General features: G+C 44.0%; 14 protein-coding genes and 1 pseudogene. 11 read left to right on the forward strand and 4 right to left on the reverse strand.

Going from position 1 to position 23,565, the window contains the following annotated elements; all coding sequences use genetic code 11:
• Nucleotides 1–22 precede the first annotated feature (22 nt).
• Nucleotides 23–1,186, forward strand: a complete 1,164-nt coding sequence (locus tag DWX23_RS11900) for a 6-bladed beta-propeller (RefSeq protein WP_122374654.1) — start codon at nt 23–25, stop codon at nt 1,184–1,186.
• A gap of 537 nt (nt 1,187–1,723) precedes the next feature.
• The gene (ychF, locus tag DWX23_RS11905; RefSeq protein WP_122355306.1) at nt 1,724–2,827 is read left to right on the forward strand and encodes a redox-regulated ATPase YchF; all 1,104 of its coding nucleotides are present in this window, start codon (nt 1,724–1,726) and stop codon (nt 2,825–2,827) included.
• An 83-nt stretch (nt 2,828–2,910) separates the two neighbouring features.
• On the opposite strand, the gene DWX23_RS11910 is transcribed toward ychF, so the two are convergent.
• Nucleotides 2,911–6,954 carry a hybrid sensor histidine kinase/response regulator transcription factor gene (locus DWX23_RS11910; protein ID WP_122374655.1) on the reverse strand — a complete coding sequence of 1,348 codons (4,044 nt, stop codon included), beginning with the start codon at nt 6,952–6,954 and terminating at the stop codon, nt 2,911–2,913.
• Between the two features lie 226 nt (nt 6,955–7,180).
• On the opposite strand from DWX23_RS11910, the gene DWX23_RS11915 reads away from it, so the two are divergent.
• From DWX23_RS11915 to DWX23_RS11945, 7 genes are all read left to right on the forward strand, one after another.
• Entirely contained in the window at nt 7,181–10,465 is a 3,285-nt protein-coding gene (locus DWX23_RS11915) for a SusC/RagA family TonB-linked outer membrane protein (RefSeq protein WP_122374656.1), read from the forward strand.
• A 37-nt stretch (nt 10,466–10,502) separates the two neighbouring features.
• Nucleotides 10,503–12,113, forward strand: a complete 1,611-nt coding sequence (locus DWX23_RS11920; protein ID WP_122374657.1) for a SusD/RagB family nutrient-binding outer membrane lipoprotein — start codon at nt 10,503–10,505, stop codon at nt 12,111–12,113.
• Between the two features lie 132 nt (nt 12,114–12,245).
• Nucleotides 12,246–14,645: a glycoside hydrolase family 3 N-terminal domain-containing protein gene (locus DWX23_RS11925; protein ID WP_122374658.1), complete on the forward strand. Its 2,400-nt coding sequence runs from the start codon at nt 12,246–12,248 to the stop codon at nt 14,643–14,645.
• Nucleotides 14,646–14,776: 131 nt separating this feature from the next.
• On the forward strand, nt 14,777–15,343 hold the full coding sequence (locus DWX23_RS11930; protein ID WP_122374659.1) for a Crp/Fnr family transcriptional regulator: 567 nt from the start codon (nt 14,777–14,779) through the stop codon (nt 15,341–15,343).
• Between the two features lie 104 nt (nt 15,344–15,447).
• On the forward strand, nt 15,448–16,497 hold the full coding sequence (locus tag DWX23_RS11935) for a hypothetical protein (protein WP_122374660.1): 1,050 nt from the start codon (nt 15,448–15,450) through the stop codon (nt 16,495–16,497).
• 133 nt (nt 16,498–16,630) lie between these two features.
• A complete protein-coding gene (locus DWX23_RS11940) occupies nt 16,631–16,990 on the forward strand; it encodes a hypothetical protein (RefSeq protein ID WP_122374661.1) in 360 nt (119 codons plus the stop codon).
• Nucleotides 16,969–17,628 (forward strand): ATP-binding cassette domain-containing protein, encoded by a 660-nt coding sequence (locus DWX23_RS11945; RefSeq protein WP_122355290.1) that lies wholly within the window; start codon nt 16,969–16,971, stop codon nt 17,626–17,628. Before DWX23_RS11940 ends, DWX23_RS11945 begins: the two co-directional genes overlap by 22 nt.
• A gap of 286 nt (nt 17,629–17,914) precedes the next feature.
• On the opposite strand, the gene DWX23_RS11950 is transcribed toward DWX23_RS11945, so the two are convergent.
• Nucleotides 17,915–19,054 carry an acyltransferase gene (locus tag DWX23_RS11950; RefSeq protein ID WP_122374662.1) on the reverse strand — a complete coding sequence of 380 codons (1,140 nt, stop codon included), beginning with the start codon at nt 19,052–19,054 and terminating at the stop codon, nt 17,915–17,917.
• Nucleotides 19,055–19,120: 66 nt separating this feature from the next.
• Nucleotides 19,121–20,247, reverse strand: a pseudogene (locus DWX23_RS11955) (helix-turn-helix domain-containing protein).
• 205 nt (nt 20,248–20,452) lie between these two features.
• Between DWX23_RS11955 and DWX23_RS11960 the strand changes: the two are divergent.
• Nucleotides 20,453–21,415 carry a fimbrillin family protein gene (locus DWX23_RS11960; RefSeq protein WP_122374663.1) on the forward strand — a complete coding sequence of 321 codons (963 nt, stop codon included), beginning with the start codon at nt 20,453–20,455 and terminating at the stop codon, nt 21,413–21,415.
• Nucleotides 21,416–21,637: 222 nt separating this feature from the next.
• Here DWX23_RS11960 and DWX23_RS11970 read toward each other — a convergent pair whose 3' ends face one another.
• Nucleotides 21,638–22,363, reverse strand: coding sequence for a toxin-antitoxin system YwqK family antitoxin (locus DWX23_RS11970; protein WP_004293712.1), 726 nt, complete (start codon nt 22,361–22,363; stop codon nt 21,638–21,640).
• 245 nt (nt 22,364–22,608) lie between these two features.
• Between DWX23_RS11970 and erm(F) the strand changes: the two genes are divergently transcribed.
• A complete protein-coding gene (gene erm(F) / locus DWX23_RS11975; RefSeq protein WP_004295323.1) occupies nt 22,609–23,409 on the forward strand; it encodes a 23S rRNA (adenine(2058)-N(6))-methyltransferase Erm(F) in 801 nt (266 codons plus the stop codon).
• Nucleotides 23,410–23,565: the final 156 nt, after the last annotated feature.

Below are 23,565 nucleotides of genomic sequence, written 5' to 3' on the forward strand. Positions count from 1 at the left end.
TTCCTTTATAACACACTAGGATATGAAATACCTCATTCTTGCTCTAACCTTATCGTTCGTTTGCTCATGTAAGCAGGCGAACGATAAAAATATACAACTGGTCACAGTCGATGTTGCAAAAGACTATCAACCCAAAGAAGTCTGGCTGCAAGATATCGCGGATATAGAATACATTCCTTTGGCAACATCCGATTCAATGCTCGTCAACTCCACACCTTCCGTCGTATCAGATAAGGGAATAGCAATAAGAGGCGGAAAAATCGGAGAAATCCTACTGTTCGACAAACAAGGACAAAAGCTGCAAGGCCGTATATGCCGCAGAGGAGAAGGACCGGAAGAATACACCGCAGTTATTTTCAACATTGTCGACTGGCAGCGGAAAGAGGTATTTATTGCCGACTTCACCAGCCTGAAAGTGTATGACTTCTCCGGAAAATATCTCCGCACGCTGAGCCGTCAAAGCATAATGGACCTGAATATCATCGACCTGAACACAGATTACCTCTTATGCAGCATTTATAAAGAAGGGGAAGAAAACCCGTATGCCCCTTATTTTCTCCTCTCTAAAGAAGACGGAAAAATAGATACGTTATCGATAGAAATTCCCCGTTGTATAGCCAGCAACCGCAAAATCCTATGGGATGACGGACACACCAGCAGTGCCTACGGAATCTTACCTCAATTATATAATTGCACAGACAAGATCTGGTTAACAGACGTCGCATTAGACACCATCTTCGTAATGCATCCGGACCAGCATCTCGAACCGGTCATGGTACCTCTCCACGCTCCCACCGCAGACCAGGAAGCTCCCCTCCTGTTTTTCCGGGGAATGAACGACCGGTATGCCTGGGTAAGCAGGATACCCCGGCAGGTAACAGTTAAAATGAGCGATATGGCCGCCAACCGCGAGAAAAGGGAAAAGCTGTACATGTATGACCGTCATGCCGACGAATGGTTCGAACCAATCTATCGTAACCGGGCCATAAACAATCGTGAAACGGACCCTAAATATATTGATATAACTTCTGTCCCCTACGGTTACGGTTTAATTCAACTGAATGCCATGGACCTGGTGGAAGCCTACAGCAAGAACCAGATCACAGACGAGAAGCTGAAAGCAATCGCATCCCAGTTGAACGAAGAAGATAATCCTGTACTGATGCTGCTGAAGTTCAAGATGTAAGACTAGAGTTCCACAGCTCCCGATAGTATCTGTTTATACGCAGCCTTACAGATATTTACCCGAAACAAGCAATCTGATTTGTTGAAAACAATAGTAAATAGCCGGTGAGATGCCTGTCTCACCCCCTTTTACACCCCCATCTCAACGATCCTCACACCCGGGTGTCAAGGGTACTGACACCCGGGTCTCAGCGGACATTACAAGTTATCTTTCTGATATTAAACTATATACTTTCAAAAAAAAGATATAAGTCCACACCTCCCGGATGATAGGTATGATAGTTGATATGATAGTTATTACAAGCGACTATCATAGAGTAAAGATCTATTTTACAAACAGTTAAACACGAATATGATAGTATGATAGTTACTTTACAAAACATTTATTGAAACCAGTACCTACGAGAAAAGACAGTATATTCCCTGTTCATGAATAATATACAAGAAAGATTGGTTATCTTTGCAAGCTGAAAAAGCTGCCGGGCGGTAGCTTCTACAAAGAAATATTGCAAATAGATAATAAAACAATATATATTTTATGGCATTACAATGTGGCATAGTAGGTCTTCCGAATGTAGGGAAATCTACTCTTTTCAACTGCTTATCGAATGCAAAAGCACAGTCTGCAAACTTCCCGTTCTGTACGATCGAACCGAACGTAGGTGTAATTACCGTTCCTGACGAACGCCTGACCAAGCTGGCAGAACTGATCAACCCGAAACAAATTGTTCCTACCACAGTAGAGATCGTCGACATTGCAGGCCTGGTAAAAGGAGCCAGCAAGGGAGAAGGACTAGGGAATAAGTTCCTGGCCAATATCCGCGAAACAGATGCTATCCTGCACGTACTGCGTTGCTTCGACGACGAAAATATCGTACATGTAGACGGTAAAGTAGACCCTGTACGCGATAAGGAGATCATCGACGCAGAACTTCAGATCAAAGACCTGGAAACGATCGAAAGCCGTATTGCCAAGGTACAGAAACAAGCCCAGACAGGCGGCGACAAACAAGCTAAACAAGCCTACGAGGTGCTGGTAAAATATAAGGAAGCCCTGGAACAGGGGAAAAGTGCCCGCACGGTTACTTTCGAGACGAAAGACGAACAGAAAATCGCTCACGAACTCTTTCTGTTGACCAGCAAACCCGTTATGTACGTTTGTAACGTAGATGAAGCAAGTGCCGTAAACGGTAATAAATATGTCGATGCCGTACGTGAAGCAGTGAAAGACGAAAGCGCGGAAATCCTGGTCGTAGCAGCCAAGATCGAAAGCGAAATAGCCGAGTTCGAAACCTATGACGAACGCCAGATGTTTTTAGGCGAAATCGGTCTGGAAGAATCGGGTGTAAGCCGCCTGATCAAGTCTGCTTATAACCTGCTGAACCTACAGACCTACCTGACTGCCGGCGTACAGGAAGTACGTGCCTGGACATTTGAAAAAGGCTGGAAAGCACCGCAATGTGCCGGAGTGATCCATACCGACTTCGAAAAAGGATTTATCCGTGCCGAAGTGATCAAATACGACGATTATATCAAGTACGGTTCGGAAGCTGCCGTGAAGGAAGCCGGAAAGATGAGCGTGGAAGGAAAAGAATATGTCGTACAGGATGGCGACATCATGCATTTCCGCTTCAACGTATAAAAAGACGATATTTACCGGACGCAGATTACGCAGAAGACGCAGAGTAACGCAGACTTATTTTATTGATAATTAATTTATCTGCGTTACTCTGCGCCTTCTGCGATATCTGCGTCCGGTTTATTGGTTTTGACACACTTCCTTTTATTTTTCGAGTTCCTGTACTGCAACGGAGTGACTCCGAAATACTCCTTAAAACATTTCCCCATATAGCCCGGACTGGAGAACCCCGCTTTCCAGGTTATTTCGGAAATAGTCAAATCGCTGTTTTCCAGAAAATAGGCACATCGCCTCAACTTGATCTGCAGGATGAAGTCATTCAAGGTCAGCCCGGTAATACTTTTTATTTTAGCTCCCAGACGTGTACGCCCCACAGCGATCTCACGGCACCACATATCGATATTAAACTCTTTGTTCTCCATATTCTCTTCAATGATCCGGACGGAATCTTCCAGAAGCTGTTGATCCAGGCGGTTCGTCGCCAACTCTGCCGGGGTTGCTTCCGCCTCCGTACGGAAACGGGTCTGCTGCCGTTTCAAGGTGGCGATGATGTTATTACATTTCAATAATAGCAACTCCATGTTAAAAGGTTTCATTATATAGTCGCTTGCCCCGCATTTAAGTCCTTCCAAAGCACTTTCCAGATCGACACGCGCCGTCAGTAAGATGATTGGAATATGGGAAGTTTCCAGCTTCCGCTTCAGCCGCTGGCACATGGCCGTGCCGTTTATCACCGGCATCATCACATCGCTGATGATAAGATCGGGCTGCATCTCCTCCGCCATACGGATACCTTCTTCTCCATCACCGGCTTTATATACTTTATATTTGATCGAGAAAGCCTCTTCGAGTACCTGAAGTAAATCCTCATTATCTTCCACAAGCAAAACGGAAAGCGATTTTTCCGCTTTTCCCTTATCCGTTATCTTGTCAGCAGGAACGACCTCCGGCGAGCCATACATTGCAATAGCTTCCTCCGGCTTCGCCTCCTGTACGGGTAACATATCGACCGATTGCGGTTCCGCCGATTTCTGTTCGGAAGCAAGATGTTCATCCCCGAGTGGCAAAGTGACTGTAAAGGTCGTACCCTCTCCCAGTTCGCTCTTCACCCCGATATGTCCTTTATGCTGCATGATGATCTCCTGGGTGAGTGCCAGGCCGATACCGCTTCCGGAAAGGGAAAGTCCGGTTGCATTGTCCGCCTGGTAAAACCGCTCAAATATATGGGCTTGTTGGCTCTGAGGAATCCCAGAGCCTGTGTCGGAGATCCGGATCTCCGCAAATTCCTTTTTACGGAGTACGCTCACAGTTATATTCCCCTCTTTCGGAGTAAACTTGAATGCGTTTGAAAGCAGATTATTAAACACTTTACGTATCTGTACCGGATCGAACCAAACGGGTATATCTTCATCCACCGTTTCAAACCGGTATTGAATCCGGTTCATAACAGCATAATCCTTAAATGAATCGAATATCTGGCGCATAAAAGCGACCAGATTCTGCTGACTTGCACGAAAAGGCATTTTCCCTTGTTCAAGCCGGCGGAAGTCAAGTACTTCCGTAATAAGCTGCTGCATCTGCGCCGTATATTGCCGTACTTTCAGCAATTTATTCCGGAGTGTCCCTCCCAGATCATAGTTCTGCAGGACCAGGTCGACCAGGCTGATCATCAGGGTGAGCGGAGTACGCAGTTCATGCGATATATTGATATAGAATTTCAGCTTCATCTGGTTCAGTTTCTCTATACGCAATTTCTCCCGCTGTTCGAGTTCCAGGGAAGCCTTCAGGAAAGCACGGCTGCGGTTAAAGCGGATCAGCCAGACCAGAAACGAAAGAACCAGTAAACCATACAGGGTAAAAGCATATACCGAAGCATAAAAAGGAGGACGGACACGGATAGACATCACTATTTGTTTACCTTCCCCTGCCTCCCGCAGCAACAGATTATAATTTCCCGGAGGAATGGAAGTATAAACGATCTGCTGATGCCGCGTGCGTGTCCATTGTTTATCCAATCCTTCCAGTTTATATTCAAATAAATTCTTATCGGCATAACGGTAATTGGTAGAAGTGAATCCCAGCGTTATGTTATTCCGGTCGTAAGGTAAAGTCAGCCGGGAGGTATACGAAACAGCCTCTTGTAAGATATTCGATGATGCAGACGGGTAGACAGGCGCATTATTTACCGACAGACTATTGAACGATATGGTATAAGGAACCGCTACGGTCGACAATCCGGATTCTTTCGTTGCGATCATACCTTCCACCCCACCGATAAATATCATACTGTCTTTGGGAGACAGATACACCCCGCAGTTAGAATTCAGCCGGTGCAACGGAGAGGAAGTACCCAGCAACGTATGCGTACTCTTCCCTGTTTTCATATCCAGCAAAGTTATGCCACGGATAGAAGTGACCAGCAATCTGCCCAAAGGAGTGACCAAAGCCCGGAAAGGTTCGTTTGTCAGCAACTGGCCTTGTTCCTGATTATAGCATGCCCAGAAATCATTCATCAGATCATAGCATAATACTCCAACACCAGTTACTACAAAATAGATATGCCCTCTCCCATCTCCTGAAATGTCAGGAACCGGTCTCTTTCCGATCATATTCCTCACAGAAGGTATTTTCTCTACCGTCCGGGTATCCATCCGGACACAAACAATTTCTTTATTCGCCGGAGCAAGCCATAGCCTGTTTTCATTATCGAGATAGGCGGAACGGATAATCCCGTCGGTCTGGTTACGAAGATCGGGATCGGAAAACAAAGGAGACAGTTTCTGCGTCTCCAGATTCAACAGGAACAGTCCCTCCTGCGAGACAACGATCAGATTGCCCTGCCAGGGTATCAGATCCGTAATAATCTGCTGGCTGTCGTTCAGCAATACATCTGTTCCCAGACGTTCCAGACGGCCGGAAGAAGAATAACAATATAAGCCGTGTTGAAAAGTTCCGATATATAACCGGTCGTTTCCGGTATCATACCAGACAGATTTGGTTGTCCGGCAAGGAATACGGGAAAGACCGGAATTGAACCGTTTTACTTTCTGCGTATTGCGGTCCAGGCTGTTCAGCCGTCCATGCTCGGTAGCGATATACAGGTTTCCTTTCGTATCTTCTGCCATCTTGCCAAACAGGAAGCCCTCCAGGCTCTCCGGATCGTCGGGAGAAATACCGTAGTATGTATAATCCTCGGTATTCGGATTAAAATAGCTTAACCCTCCATAGTAAGTACCGACCCACATTCCTCCCTGATCATCCTTATAAATTGCATAAACCGACGAATGCTTCAACGACCAGGGGACCTGCTCCTTGTGCGACAGATGGTAACAATCCTGAAGAAACGGGTTCACAACAGTGATGCCGGCATACGTACCGATCCATATATTCCCTTTGATATCCTGGTTGATAGAACGCACCTGGTCGTTAATAAGCGGATGGACGGCATCGTCCTCCCGCAAAGCGATCCACTTACCTTCGCTGAATACCTTAGCACCATTGGCCAACGTTCCGACCCATAATCTTCCCCAATAGTCCACAAACAAAGAAGTGATCGATTCATTCTCCAGCAAATTCAGAAACGTCCCGTCCGAAAAACGATACAACCCTTTCGTTGTAGCCATCAGCCAGCCGTCATTCACATAATACAGGTCTTTAATGATCAGTGTCGAATCAGGTAAAGCACAGAGTTTTTCCGAGACACCATTGGATTTATAACGATATAATTCATTCCTGTAAGCATAATACAATGTCCCGTCCCGGTATTCCAGGGTATGCGCCAGCACGGTTGTCAGGCGGAACTCTTCGGTCCGCATATTAAAAAATACCAGCCGTCGATTAGCCAGCATATAAATACATGAATCCCCGTCTCCGCATATTCCGTGAATATTGTTGTCTTCTACCTCTTCCAGATAGTTAGAAAGACGGAAAGAACGGACAATCCTTCCGTCATACACGTTAAAGTTATCGTTCCCGAACCAGATAGCCCCTTTTGCATCCTGATAAACAGAAATAGCGGAGGGCTGCGTAAAGCCGTCATTCAAATCAATATGTCTGAAATAAAGTTCTTTCGCCGGCAATGGAAACAATATACATAAACAAAGTAGTGTATATAAGAATTTAAGCCCCATAAATGTAGATATTTAATGCAAATTTAACCCATTTTTAGTGGTAAACAACAATAGCAGTGCACGTTAACTAAAAGCAAAATGGTAAAATCCGTCAAAAAAATAGTAAAATCCGTCACCAACGGCATTTACCATTCTATCAACAGATTCTAACACACCTTTCTGTCAGCACCTTATAGCTTTGCAGCATTGAAATGAAATTTTCTTGAATCTAATTAAAGATTTGTTTATGAAAAAAGTATTGAGACCTATCGGACTTATTTTACTATCCGGCGCTCTCTGTTCTACCGGCCAGGTATTTGCAGCAGACGGCAAACCGGGAACTGTAACCAACATCGCTCAACAAAAGAAGCAGGTAAAAGGTACAGTAATTGATGCTTTCGGCCCTGTAGCGGGTGCTTCGGTTTCCGTGAAAGGAACCAGTGAAGGAACTATTACGGACATGGACGGAAACTTCTCCATCAACGTAGCTCCGGGAAGTACCCTGTCTATCTCTTTCATCGGTTATGTAACACAGGATATCAAGTACACCGGACAAGAAAGCTTGAACATAACACTAGCAGAAGATGCCCAAAAGATCGACGAAGTAGTTGTAACGGCTATGGGTATCAAGAAGGAAAAACGTGCCCTCCCTTACGCCATGAGTGAACTGAAAGCGGAACAGATCCAGACTGTCCCTGTACAAAACGTAGCGACCTCTTTATATGGTAAAGCTGCAGGGGTACAGATACAGCAAACGGCGATGGGACCGACGGGAGGTACCAAAATTCAGATCCGCGGTATCAACACGGTGGAAGGAAATACTCGTCCGCTGATCGTCGTAGACGGTATACCTATCAACGATACCGATTCGCAATGGGCCGGCCGTGAACGTAATGAAATCCAGCAAGGTTCTGCCCTCAACGACATCAATCCGGATGACATCGAATCCATGTCGATCCTGAAAGGGGCAAATGCAGCCGCCCTGTACGGTTCGCGTGCAACCAACGGTGTTATCGTGATCACTACCAAACGCGGCGGCGAAGGCAAAGGTCTGGGTATTCAGGTAAGTACCTCTTACTTGTATGACCAGCGTGCTTATATGCCGGAATTCCAGAATGTATTCGGCGGCGGTTCGAATCCTTACTTCACCACGAATGCAGACGGACAATACATATATAACGGCGATACTTACCGCAGCTTCGGTCCGCGTATGGACGGTACGGAAGTGCTTTGGTGGGACGGCGTAAAACGTCCGTACTCACCGCAGCCGGACAACTACCGTGACGTATTTAAAGACGGTTTTACCAACAACAACAGCATCGCCATCACCAACGGAACGGAAAAGAACAGCATCCGTCTGGCTTATACCAATATGAATTACGGCGGTTACCTGGAAAACTACAAGCAGAACAAACATAATTTCAGCTTCTCCGGTAATTTCAAAGTACACGAACGCCTGACATTCGATGCTTCGATCTCATTCAACATGTCTGATACCAAGAACATGCCGACCCGTATCGACCGTGTTTCAAATTATCCGATGCCTCGTAACGAGATCACCCAATTATGGAAAGATCATTATAAGAGTGAGGACGGTTATTTCCTGACCAAAGATATCCAGAATATCAGTTCGGGAAACCGCGACAACATCATCAAATACCTGATGTGGCAACAGAATGAGAACGAATATACACAGAAACGCGAACGTCTGATCGCTTCGATATCAGCCAATCTCAAAATATTCGATTTCCTGAACTTCCGCCTGCGTGGTGGTACGGACCGTTACCGCGATGACAAGGAAAACAAAGAATACTTTGAAAAGGCATCCGATCCGGCAGATATGACCAATCTTCAGGGAAGCTACCGCAAGGAAGATGCACACTACCAGAAAAACTATGTGGAAGGTTTGTTGATGTTCAATAAACCGATTGGCGAAGATTTCGATGTCAGCGCTACCCTCGGTATGTCGGGCGAAGATATCTCGGAATCAAAAATGATCTGGGAATCCGAAGGATTGAAATACAATGGCATGTTCTCAACCGAAAACAACAAGAAAGATCCGAAGAAAGCCAGCAAAGATAAAGTGATCAACCAGGGCGAATTTCTGGGAGCCGTATTCGCTTCCGCCCAATTGGCTTACAAACGTTTCCTGTATCTGGACCTGACGGCCCGTAACGACTGGTCATCCCGTCTGTCTGCCGGAAACCGCAGTTTCTTCTACCCGTCTGCCGGTTTGAGTTTCGTATTCACCGAGGCTCTGGATATGCCGGATTGGCTGAATTACGGTAAATTAAGAGGTTCATATGCTATCGTGGGTAACACGACACCTTCTATCTACTTCACCAACTCGGAATACCAGTACGGATTGTTCAACAACTCAGCCATTACCAACGAGTTCAAAGCGGATGTTCCCCCGACCAATATCAAACCCGAAAAGACTTACTCATGGGAGTTCGGTCTGGAAGGACGCATGCTGGACGGACGTATAGGTCTCGACCTGGCTTACTACACCAACCGGACAAAGAACCAGATCATCACCGTTCCTGTCGCTCCTTCCACAGGTGCTACCGGTATGAAGATGAATGCCGGAGAAATCGGTAACTATGGGGTGGAACTTCAGCTAACAGGAACTCCGGTCCAGACAAAAGACTTCAGTTGGGAAAGTATTCTGAACTTTTCATATACACACAATGAATTGATCTCTCTGGTCGACGGAATGGAAGACCGCCAGATCAGTAGCCCCTGGAGTGCAGCCATCTTTAAAGCCGTACCGGGATATGCAACACCGAGCGTATTTATCAAGAAGTGGATGCGCGACGACCAGGGACGTATCATTGTCGATAAGAACGGACATTATCAGCAGGAATCGGAATTTACTTATGCAGGCAGCGCTGCTCCTAAATTCATCGGTGGTTTCACAAATACCTTCCGTTACAGAGACTTCTCCCTGAGCGTGCATATCGACGGTTCATTCGGAGGAAAACTGCTTTCATTCACCAACAACTACCTGAAAGCATCGGGTGCAGGCAAGGAATCGTTGTGGGGACGTGACGAAGAATACGGCGGACTTCCTTATTATATTGACAAGAATACGAACCAGAAGATACCTTTGGAAAACCACAGCAGTTCGGCACCGGCCAACGCATTGGACGGCCGCGTTCGCCACGATGGTATCATCGTTGAAGGTGTGAATGCCAAAGGAGACAAGAACGATATTATCGTATCGGCTGCAGACTACTACAATAACCGCTATAACAAAGCCGGCTCAGAAGATAACTTGTATAACAATACGTATATCAAAATGCGTGAAATGAAACTGTCTTACCGTGTTCCGAAAAACATCGTCGCTAAGATCGGTTTACAGAACCTGAATGTTTCTTTGGTGGGTAGTAACTTGTTCTTTATCTACAAGAACGTGCCTAACGTAAACCCGGAAGCAACCCTGGGTACAGGCGGTACGAATCCTTATGTGGAATATACTTCTTACCCGTCAGCCAGAAGTTTTGGTTTCTCAGTCAACACAAGTTTCTAAATTAAGTTAGTTACACATACAAAAAACAGTATTTTTTATGAAAAACTTATTATATAGCCTGCTTTTAGGTACTGCCGTTGCACTCTCTTCCTGCGAAAGTAAACTGGATGAGAAGCATAACAATCCGGATGGATTTACCAGTGCCGAGATTGAATATCTCTTCAGCAAAGGTGCACTGAAAACCATAGAGATCGACTATGGCGATACCTGGAACTATAATTTCCGTCTGCTCGGAACCTATCTCCAGACAACAGCCAGACAGGCCGGAAAAGACCGTGTCAACCTCTATCAGAATATTCAGGATGACAAAGGACGCTGGGAAAATTATTATGTTACACGCATGAGTACGCTGACTGAAATAGACAAGATTTACGCGACCTTGTCTCCGGACGAACAGGCAAAATATCAGAATTATGTCGAAGCCGGTAAAATACTGAAAGCATACAATACGGCTATTGCTACCGATTATTTCGGGAATATGCCTTACACCGAAGCATTTACTGCCCGTAATGTAGTGTATGGAGGAAGCGTTATTCTCAGACCTAAATACGATACACAAAAGGATATCTATTATGCTATCCTGGACGATCTGAAATCGGCAGCCGCCTATTTCAAAACAGCGACCGGCGATGATACATTCAAACGCCAGGATATCATTTACAGCGGTAACTGCGATGGCTGGTATAAGTTTGCCAATTCATTGCGATTGCGTTATGCAATGCGTATCTCCAATGTCGACCCGGAGAAAGCCAGACAGGTGCTATCCGAACTTTCACCGGACCAGCTGATCACCACCAATGCCGACAATACGTATATCAAGGTATCCGGTATCGACACAGCCCCGGACGGTCTCTGGCGTGCAATGAGAGAAAGTCATTCAAAAAGTCATAGTTACTATATGTACGCCCCTGAACTGACTGTCAATATGCTGAAAGAAGCAAACGACCCTCGTTTACAGGTATTCTACCAACCGGCAACGAACGATGACGGAGATGTGTATGAAGAGAGCAAAGAGATCATCGGTTATCCTTCGTCTGCCGACAAAGCCATCGCATTGGTTAACGGCCCGGACGGAACACGGCTTTTCGAAATCTACGGATGTTTGAACACGGTTACTTTCCGTAAGAACTATCAATTACCGGTAGGTATCGGTATGACGGCAGCCGAAGTTTATTTCTGCCTGGCAGAAGCCGCACAACGCGGTTTATTCAGCGGAAATGCCGAAGAGTTCTATAATAAAGGGGTTAGCTTGTCTATTCAGAACTATTACGAATATTATAAGAACAGCGATGCGGATAAAGGAAAAGATATGAATATTGCCAACAGAGACGTATCCGACGGTACTTTGGGCAGTTGGCTGGCTACTTCGACTTTCAAATTCAACCCTTCAAAGGCTTTGGAACAGATCGCTACCCAAAAATGGCTACACCTCGGCTTCCTGCAGATCTATGAAAACTGGGCGGAATACCGCCGTACAGATTTCCCGATCCTGGATGAAGACCGCGAAAACGGCGCTCTGCTGAATAAGGAAAATGCACCTGTACGTTTCCTGTATCCGGCGAAAGAAGCGTCCATGAATACAGAGAACTACAACGCACAGTCGGAATACAATAAGATCGACGCCCGTTTGTGGTGGGATGTAAAATAAGTCTCACTCCCTGAACATTAGGCATTGACCGTATGGTTGATAATTGTTACCTTTGCGCTAATAATTACCGGCCATACGGTTTTGTATTATGGATATAGTCAATAACGAATATTATAATCCCCGAAGAAAAACATGAATTTAAAGTATTTATTACTAGCTGCCGCCTGTCTGGGGACGGGAGCCGTACAAGCCAAAGACTCGATCTACAAAAAAGGGTGGATAGATCTCAACAAGAACGGCGTGAAAGACGTCTATGAAGATCCAGAAGCTCCCATCGAAGCACGCGTACAGGATCTCCTGAACCAGATGACATTGGAAGAAAAAAGCTGCCAGATGGCCACTCTTTACGGTTTCGGACGTGTCCTGAAAGATTCTCTTCCCACTGAAGGATGGAAGAACGAGATATGGAAAGACGGTATTGCCAACATCGACGAACAGTTGAACGGCGTAGGAAGTGCCCGCCGCAGGACACCGGAAATGATCTATCCGTTCAGCAACCATGCCGAAGCGATCAACAAAACGCAACGCTGGTTTATCGAAGAAACACGCCTGGGTATCCCCGTCGACTTCTCCAACGAAGGAATCCACGGGTTGAATCATACCAAAGCGACTCCCCTGCCCGCTCCTATCAGCATCGGCAGTACATGGAACCGCGACCTGGTGCATCAGGCCGGAGATATAGCCGGTAAAGAGGCAAAAGCTTTAGGATACAACAATGTGTACGCACCAATCCTTGACGTAGCCCGCGATCCGCGTTGGGGACGGGTATTGGAAACTTACGGAGAAGACCCTTATCTGGTAGGTGAACTGGGCGTACAGATGGTAAAGGGAATCCAGCAGAACGGTGTCGCTTCCACTTTGAAGCACTTTGCCGTTTACAGCATCCCTAAAGGCGGACGCGATGCAGCCGTTCGTACCGACCCGCATGTGGCTCCCCGCGAATTGCATGAAATACATCTTTACCCTTTCAAGAAGGTCATCCAGAAAGCGCATCCGAAAGGCGTAATGAGTAGCTATAACGACTGGGACGGCGTGCCTGTAACAGCCAGTTATTATTTCCTCACCGAGTTATTACGCCAGGAATACGGTTTCAGAGGATATGTGGTCAGCGACAGTGAAGCTGTAGAGTTCGTACAGACCAAACACCATGTAGCCGATTCGTATGAAGAAGCCGTACGCCAGGTGGTAGAAGCCGGATTGAACGTCCGCACCAACTTTACCCACCCGAAAGACTATATCCTTCCGGTACGTCAACTGGTTAAGGAGGGGAAATTGTCCATGAAGTCAGTCGACCGCATGGTTGCCGATGTCTTACGCGTTAAATTCGAACTGGGATTATTCGATTCTCCTTATGTAAAAGACCCGAAAGCTGCCGATAAGATCGTCGGCGCTGACAAACACCGTGACTTCGTACTGGATATGCAGAAACAATCACTCGTTCTGTTGAAGAATGAAAACAACCTGCTGCCACTGGATAAGAACCAGACAAAGAAAGTACTTATTGCCGGTCCGCTTGCAAAGGAAACAAACTATATGATCAGCCGTTACGGTCCGCAGGGATTGGACAATATCACGGTTTACGACGGCATTAAGGATTATCTGGGCAATCAGGCCGAAGTTTTCTACGCCAAGGGTTGTGAAATAAAAGATGCCAACTGGCCTGACAGTGAGATCGTCCCCACCGCTCTGACGGATGAAGAAAAGAAAAGCATCGCCGAAGCAACGAGTGCTGCTGCCGATTGTGACGTGATCATCGCTGTATTGGGAGAAGACGAATCCTGCACGGGCGAAAGTAAATCACGCACCGGACTCGACCTTCCGGGCCGTCAGCAACAATTGTTGGAGGCACTGCATGCAACCGGCAAACCGGTCGTACTTATCCTGATCAACGGCCAGCCGCTGACCATCAACTGGGCAGACCGTAACATTCCTTCTATCCTCGAAGCCTGGTTCCCCGGCCAGTTGGGTGGAGAAGCGATCGCACAAACATTATTCGGCGAGTATAACCCGGGCGGACGTTTGTCTGTCACCTTTCCGAAATCGATCGGACAGATCGAGTTCAATTTCCCGTTCAAACCGGGTTCACAAGACGGACAATACTTTGCTGGTCCCAACGGTTCAGGAAATACCCGTGTAAACGGTGCCCTCTACCCTTTCGGCCACGGATTAAGTTACACTACCTTTGCGTACTCGAACCTCGCAATCAAGCAGGAAACACCGTATTCGCAAAGTCCGGTAACCGTCACTGTAGATGTCACCAATACAGGCAAACGTGCCGGCGACGATGTGGTACAGTTGTACATCCGCGATAAAGTCAGCAGCGTCATCGCTTACGAATCCGTCTTACGCGGTTTCGAACGTATCTCCCTGCAACCGGGTGAAACGAAAACCGTCACATTCGTCCTTCTTCCCGAAGACCTCCAAATCCTCGACAGACACATGGAATGGACCGTCGAACCGGGTGAGTTTGAAGTCAGGATCGGCGCATCTTCCACTGATATTAAATTAAAGGATACTTTTGTTGTAAAGTAAAAGAAAGGTAATCATAGCCTATCCGCATATTTTATTCCCTCTTACTTTCGAAACAATCCACAGATTTCGTAAAGTGAGAGGGAATATTTTACTTTTTGCATTTTTGGCAGAATATAAAAATATATAACAAGGTGAATTTCAATAAATATATTAATGAAATTGATTTTTCAGAGGTTAGAAAGCTCTTCTTAAATAAAGGGGAATCAATTGATATTAAGAAAAAGGATTATTTTGTTCGGCAAAATGAGCCATGTAAGTATGTAGGACTGATTCAAAACGGCATTTTTAGATACACTTGTATCGACAATGGGGGGAATGAACATATTGTTGGTTATAGTTTTGCCAAAGATTTTGTTTGCGACTATCCTTCCTTGATTAAAAATTCAAACTCGTTAACAAATGCTCAATCCGTTACAGATAGCACTGTATATATATTATCTATAAAAGAGTTGAACGATTATTGGGAGACCAATATGGATACACAACGCTTTGGTAAATTAGTGGCAGAAGAGTTGTTAATAGAGATGTATCAACGGTTACTTGGCTTTTATTGCGAAACAGCAGAACAGCGTTACATTGCCTTGCTGCAACGTTGTCCCGACTTACCTCTGTATATTACTCTAAAAGAGATAGCATCGTTTCTTGGTGTAACTCCTGAAACTGTTAGTCATATACGAAGAAAATTACGGCAAAAATGAAAGTCTTGAAATACTTCAAGGTTTTTCTCTCCAACTTTGTAGAACTTTGCTTCGGTATAATTAGGCTATACTACAAAGATTGAAATGATTTAAACTATAAATATATGAGAATAAAAAGTCTATTTGGAACGCTTTTGTTCCTGTTCACATTAGGTTTTACATGTTGTAGTGAAGATGATAAACAGGAATATTATTTGGAGCTTTCTCAAAACTCGTGCGAAGTAATACAAGGATACAGTATTTCCATTGACCTGACTGCCCATGAAAACACTACGTTGAATGTTAAAAACCCGGAATTTATTGATGCCGTTTATACTTGGGGAGTTGATAGCTATAAGGCTAAAATAGAGATTAAAGGTAAACAGAAAGGTGAAACAGACCTTGTCGTCACCGACCATGAAACGGGAGAATCAGCCATGATAAAGGTGAAAGTGACAGAATACCCGATGCCTCATCTTGCCGTAAAACAACCGAAAGGGAATATTTTCGATACGATAAATTTTTATCTCTATAATGAAGATTCGAAGTCAATTAATTCTAATAATCTTTCTGTTGTATGCGATTCTATTGTTTGGACAGTAGATGAGATAAACGGCAGTTTTAAAGTGTTTGAACACGAAGGGGTAGGTAACCATCTGACTTTGGAATGGGGGCACTGTTTCAAATATCCCGGTGAATATAAAACTAACCTGACCACATGGAAAGACAACAAGGTTATCTTTCGTCATCAACTCACCGTCACCGTTACTGATGAGAAGGATTTTCTGGAATATAACTGGAAGGACATTACCAAAACCTCACAAGCATGGTATACTTATGCAGATGTGCTTAAAAGTAGTCCTAATTTGATGACCACATACGGTCTTTGCGGCACTGTCCCATATACCGAAGTGAGGGTTTTTAACAGCAACATGACTCAAAGCTACCAACTTTACGACTATTTCTGCAATCTCTATTCAGTCCCCACGTATGAAGATAATAGAGATAAGATGTGGCAACTGTATGACGAACTATTCTCCGAACAGAAAATATATCCTAGTACTTACCCTGTTGCCATTTGGGTGACAGAACGTGTTAATATTGTTTTATTACTACTGGATGATTATACAGAATCTCCTAAATATGTGGCTTATGCGGAACCAAACAGACAATGACACCTATAGCTTTGAAGCGTAAATTGAAAAAAGGTCTTATTCTTTTATACTTTATTAAAAAGAATAAGACCTCTATTCCCTCCGATTTGAATATCTTAGCAAAAAATCAGTTATCCTCTTAAACCGATCGATTATGGATAGCCTGCAAAGATGGAAAACACAATACCGGTTTTACCGGACATTCTTCCTCAGTACATTAAAATTCAGTGTCCTGGTCAGCTTTCTCTTTGCGTCTATGGGCAGCATTACTTCCTTTATTCTATATAATGGCAGCATTATGGATTCTGTCAAACTCTGGTTTCGCCTTATTCCCACGGTCGGACTGGGATTCGATTATATTTATAAGGAACTGACACACAAAGAAGAATACTTTTTCTATTACAATCAGGGCATCAGCAAATATCAACTCTGGATCGTTACATTTATCGTCATGTTCATCTGCTGTAATCTACTCAATCAAATTATCCAGCTATGCATACAGGCCTTGAAATAGACAGCGTACTTAAGTCGTTCGGCGAACGGACGATACTGGCAGATGTTTACCTGAAATGTTGCCAAGGAGACATTATTGCCCTTTTCGGACGGAACGGAACCGGCAAATCCACCTTACTGAATATCATCTTCGGTACGTTGAAAGCCGACCGGAGTTTTATCCGGATCGACGGAAAAGTCATGAACGGACCTGCTTTCCGCTCCCGTTTGCTTGCCTATCTGCCCCAGCATCCTTCCTTGCCATCCCATCTGAAAGTATCACAGATTGCAGACTTGTGTATCGCCCCGGAAGACAGAAAACGTTTCCTGGCAGATAAAATACTATTCCGTATACGCACTTCCCGCATTTGTGAAATATCGACGGGAGAACAGCGGTATCTGGAAATCAAAACGACCCTATTCAGTCCGGCCCCCTATATATTGCTGGACGAACCTTTCAGCGGTGTCTCTCCTGTAGTGGCAGAACAGATACGCGAGCTTATGTCCGAAAGCGCACGGGAACACGGGATCATCCTGACAGACCATAATTTTCGCGAAGTACATAAAATAGCGAATCGCCTGACGCTACTTAACGAATGTTACCTGAAAGAGGTCAAAAACATCGAAGAACTGATACCTTACGGGTATTATCAACCATAAAAAAGGGATACCCTCACGGATACCCCTTAACACTGAAAAGATTTGTTTTTTATTCTAATCCATACTTTTGTATTGCATATTCACCCAGAACTTCCAGGTAATGCAAACACTTACTAACTACTTTTTTCATAGCGCTCCTCTTATTATTTAAAACGATCTATAAGCAAAACATGTTGTTGAAATATGTTTTACAGCACAAAAGTAGTAGTAATATAGATACGTTATACCGACCTTTTCCGGTTTTAACATCATTTGCACAAAAGCGGGACCTACTATCCGAGAGCCTTTATCCGATAATGTATTTCGAATAAGGCAGTTTACTCAATAAATAAGTAAACATCCAGGATGCAGCCAACGTAAAGATTGCCGATACGGGAACAATAGCCGGTACGGGAACACCCAACCACAGTGTCAGCAGATAGGACGGTCCTATGAAGAAATAATGTACACAGTAAACTCCGAAGCCTAACTTCGTAAGGTTTGCCAAAGCCCCGCAAATAAAGGGAGATGAGATACGGGCTTTCTGGACTAACAAGAAAATAGCTGCCGTCATCAGCATGGCATTCGGAGAACAGTAAGTGAAAAACAACTCCATGCCTTCCTCACTCACATGCGGATCGGAAGTCATATAACGGAAACCTGTAAAAGTGACCAGATAGCCTATCAGAAACAAAGGAATGGTGACTGCCAACGTTTTACCGGTCGACCAGTCATTCCCTTTTCCTAAATAATGGCCCAACAGCAAATAACCGTTGAAGCCGGCAAAATAATAGAACAATCCATAAGCATTCCATGAACAGGTCCCGAACAAATAATGGGAAACAAACTCCATCAAATAAGGGATGAACAGGGATACTCCCCAAATTCCAAGGAACCAGCGCTTCCCTTTGTCAGAAGCTTTCTCCACCCAGGCAGAAAAGACAGGCATATAAAGATATAGTCCGATCAATGTATAGATATACCACATGGGGGTCGCATAAACAGTAAATGTAACCGGAATCATCGCAATTTCTTTCAACGCATCTGTCAGGGAAGCAGAAGGATCGGGCGCATAGGGAAAGAAATCGGTCACCAGTTCAGCACTTCCTCCCGCCCACTGGATAAACCAGGGTGCCAGGTTGAACAGTACCGACCAGATCAGAAAAGGAAAAAATACACGTGGAATACGTTTTTTATAAAAAACAGAAGCCTCCTGTTTTACCGGCAACAGCAAAAAGCCCGTCATCATTACAAATAAAGGGACACAAGCCCTCAGCATCGAGCCGTAAGCCGATCCCCAGAAATTGAAATCAGGATTAGCACGCGACTCCGGAGAGGCGTTGAACGGGTCTGTACAATGACAGGCAATTACCATCAGGATAGCAACGAAACGAAGAACATCCAGCCAAACTATATGCGGACGTGTAGCAGTAGTAGTGTTATTCATGATAAGATTATTTCTTCAAACTGGACGTAAAAATAAATAATCTTATCAGATAATACAAGGCTGACTTTATCCGCGCTTATATTCAGAAGGAATAATCCCCGTATGTTTTGTAAAAGCACGGCGGAAAGTACTGATCGAATGAAAACCGGAACGTTCGGCTATTTCCTGGATACTTGCCAGCGGCTCGGCATCCATCAGACGTTTGCTTTCTTCAATGCGGAACTGGTTCACATAATCAGAAAAGACATCCCCAGCTCCTTATTGAATAATTGTGAGAGATAGGAACGACTGATAGGGAACACACGTTGCAGATCAGTCAGGCGCAAGTCATCGTTCAGATAAGGTTTTTCACGTTCGAACCAGGTATTCACCTCTTCCGCATAGCGTTTGAAAAGAGCACCACGCTGCTCCTCGTCATCATCATCTTCCTCTTCGTCATCGTTCGAGGGAAGATCCCATCCGTTCCTAAAAGTATGTTCGATCCGTATATTCTTAAGAAATAAAGCCTTATAGAAAAAGTAAAACCAAACAATCAGCATGATAGCCTTTATAACGACGTAGAGGATCGTCCGGTCGGTCAATAACAGGACTGCATAAAGGAAATAGAGGATAGATAAGACGAGCATTGTCCGCTTCAACCATCGCAAGTCATAGTTTTCAGGGTCTGAAACATTCTCGCTCAAATAAGCGGTATATTCATCGGCATATTTTACAACCAGATATATCGGCAGGATCATATAAAAAAGAGTAAGTGCAAGCACCAATAACCGCAGGAATACATCCATATTGAAATACGTAAACACATCTTTTATCGAATAAAAAATATGTATTTCCCCGCCCGATAAACGATAAGTAAGATAAGATAAACCGCCTATCACAACGGGCGAAAGAAAAACGGCAAATCGCCTGAAAGTAAGAAAACCGGGGCGCAGCTTTTCAATCACATAACTGGCAAGACAAGCAGTCACAAAACAACTAGCAATAAGTACGTCGGGATGGAACGCTTCCTTTACTTCATCCACGTAAGAATTAACAGAAATTCGGATTACAGCCATCAAGGCCCACATAATCATACTCCATGCCAAAATAAGTCGTGCCCTGTTACCAAATGACCTCAATAGCATCATAATGCCTCCTAATACGCACAGGCCTATTATTTGCATACTCAATAAAAACTGTATTTTGTCCAGCATATGTTACCGCCTCGTTTTAGTATAAACAATTTGAATCCTCAAATGGTTGATTTGCACTCTATTTAGACAATTTGACGCCTCTGGATTATTTGCACCATGCGTTTTTATACCATTTCATCGTGGTTTTATACCGTATGATCCCTCTTTCTCCTCAAACTGCCGGATATTTGCAATATGAAATTTGATACAAAAATAGCATAAAAGTATGAGAAATTTATTACTATTTATTACACTGATTTCCTGTTTGGCCGGTTGTTCTCACGAGAGCAATTTCGTAGCCATTGAGAGTATTAGCGCGAAAGAGAAACCATTAAAAATTATTACACGTATTTTAACTACTAAATCTGCGAATTTCGTACAGGAATTCAAGGAAGGATCGGAAATAGGACTACTGATCACACGCGAAGACGACGGTGGTCTTTATGACGAGGATAGTGATTATATAAATGTAAAAGCGCAAGCAAATTTAATTAGTAATAAAATCTCCTGGCAACAAACGCCGGAAGTCACCCTTAACTTCGACCCGGCCATCGTGTATGCCTATTATCCATATCAGTCGCAAATGAGACTGAGCACGGCAAGTATCCCTGTAAAGATCTCGCCGGACGCCACTCAGACACGCGACTATATGTACGGCACACACGCTTTGGGCCAAAAAGCATTGAACAGCATATCCCCTATGGTCTTGCTGAATATGGAACATGCTTTGTCGCTCATCTCCTTCCAGATAAACCTGGAAAAAACAGAAGAAGGAAGTTATGAGTTGGATGCCGTCCAGCTGGGAAATAAAGCCGGAGGAACAGCATTGATATGTAAAGGGATGATGGACATCAGAACCGGACAAATCACCGGAACGGCCTGTTGCAGTGTCGCCACCCGGCTCAATCTGGAGGAACCTGTTACACTGACAAAAGAGTTCTGTGATCCGCAACAGATCATGGTGATCCCGACAAGATCAGCACTTATGGCTGAAGGTGACATCGAGGCACTTTTTACGATCAACGGAACTTCGTACAAATATAAAATTCCCGCAAAGACCGTATGGGAAAAAGGACATAAATACCTCTACAAATTAACTCTCAGCGGAGAGGCTCTTACATTGAAAGAGGTATCCGTTACCGACTGGATGCAGGGTAACGGTGAAGATGCTACAAGCAGCATTATGTAAGTTTTATTTTAGATTTTTCTCGGTTTGACTTAACCGATTGAGAAATAAACTTTTAGCGAATTATTTGAGAAATAGAAGTAACGATTTAGCAACTGTGCGAATTTCAGCGTTTTGCGTTGCTATGCTGTCAAATAACTCTTTCATTTGCAAATATAACATCTTTTTCCGAAAGTACGAACTTTCGGTGGCAATTTTATAAAATCAACTTGCGAAAAAAGAAAATCATTCATCCCATTCATGGGTTGTGTCATCGGTGGCGTTGTACTGTTTCCAACGTCCCGATTTCTCGCCGTCGGTGTATTGCCCCTCGATGGTTATATAGGGTTTTCCGTCCCGTGTCGATTCCACACGATAAAAGCCGTCAAGTTTTCCGTTACGGTAGTGTCGTGTAGTCCTGCTGCGAAGCGTGCGCCCATCCTCGAATATTTCCCATTCCTCACCCTCTTTTTTGCCGTCTATATAATGAGATTCAAAAATCTGCTCACCCGTCTTGCTGTCAAAGCGGCGTTCCCGTCCGCTCTCCACACTCTGCCTATACTCCTTTTCGATTTCTATTTTGCCGTTACGAAAATAGGTCTTTACAGTTCCGTCTATCTTGCCTTGCTGCATGGGTGTTTCTTTTCGGGGAGTAACGCCATCTTGGTAATACTCCGTGAATATGCCGTTGCGCTTTCCTTTGGCATATATGCCCGATTCACGCAGTACCCCATCACGATAGCGGAGATAATCACCGTTTATTATGCCGTCGGAAAGTTTAACACGCTCCTCGTCAAGCCCTCGTATAATGCGATATTCTCCCTGCAACGGCTGTTTACTGCCTTTTTCATAATAGACCGTGCGCCGTGCGTTATCCGTTATAGTCTGTAAATCGTCCCATTTTACTATTTGTTGTGCGGAAGCCGTGCCACACAATAGCAAAAAGAGGTATAGTGTTAATATTCTATTCATTGTATTTTTGCTTTTCGAGGTTGATAACGGTTCTCAGCTATACGCAGGCAGGGATTTTAACCACTGAACTTCCTACGAAGAACTGAACTTTAAATTTACCACTTAACTGTCCTACGAAGCACGAAACCCCTGCTTGCGTATAGGTGATGTTATGCGGTCGGTTTTCATTTTCTCTTCTTTCTCGTTAATTTCTGCTGCAAAGTTACTAAATTTGCAGTCAAGTATTCACCTGTAAGAAGTTACTAATGACAAAAAAGAAATTGCCCGTTCGTTTTACGGGTCAGCACTTTACTATTGATAAAGTGCTAATAAAAGATGCAATAAGACAAGCAAATATAAGTAATCAGGATACGGTTTTAGATATTGGGGCAGGCAAGGGGTTTCTTACTGTTCATTTATTAAAAATCGCCAACAATGTTGTTGCTATTGAAAACGACACAGCTTTGGTTGAACATTTACGAAAATTATTTTCTGATGCCCGAAATGTTCAAGTTGTCGGTTGTGATTTTAGGAATTTTGCAGTTCCGAAATTTCCTTTCAAAGTGGTGTCAAATATTCCTTATGGCATTACTTCCGATATTTTCAAAATCCTGATGTTTGAGAGTCTTGGAAATTTTCTGGGAGGTTCCATTGTCCTTCAGTTAGAACCTACACAAAAGTTATTTTCGAGGAAGCTTTACAATCCATATACCGTTTTCTATCATACTTTTTTTGATTTGAAACTTGTCTATGAGGTAGGTCCTGAAAGTTTCTTTCCACCGCCAACTGTCAAATCAGCCCTGTTAAACATTAAAAGAAAACAGTTATTTTTTGATTTTAAGTTTAAAGCCAAATACTTAGCATTTATTTCCTGTCTGTTAGAGAAACCTGATTTATCTGTAAAAACAGCTTTAAAGTCGATTTTCAGGAAAAGTCAGGTCAGGTCAATTTCGGAAAAATTCGGTTTAAACCTTAATGCTCAAATTGTTTGTTTGTCTCCAAGTCAATGGGTAAACTGTTTTTTGGAAATGCTGGAAGTTGTCCCTGAAAAATTTCATCCTTCGTAGTTCAAAGTCGGGTGGTTGTCAAGATGATTTTTCTGGTTTGGTGTCGTCTTTTAAGCTGCCGCATAACATTGTGCTAACAGCGAAATCGGCTGTTATTTTCTTCAAGTATATCACCTTGCGAACAAATATAAAAAAAGTGCAGTACACCACGAACAG

This window comes from Parabacteroides sp. AF18-52, from assembly GCF_003479145.1.
GTDB classification, from domain to species: domain Bacteria; phylum Bacteroidota; class Bacteroidia; order Bacteroidales; family Tannerellaceae; genus Parabacteroides; species Parabacteroides faecis.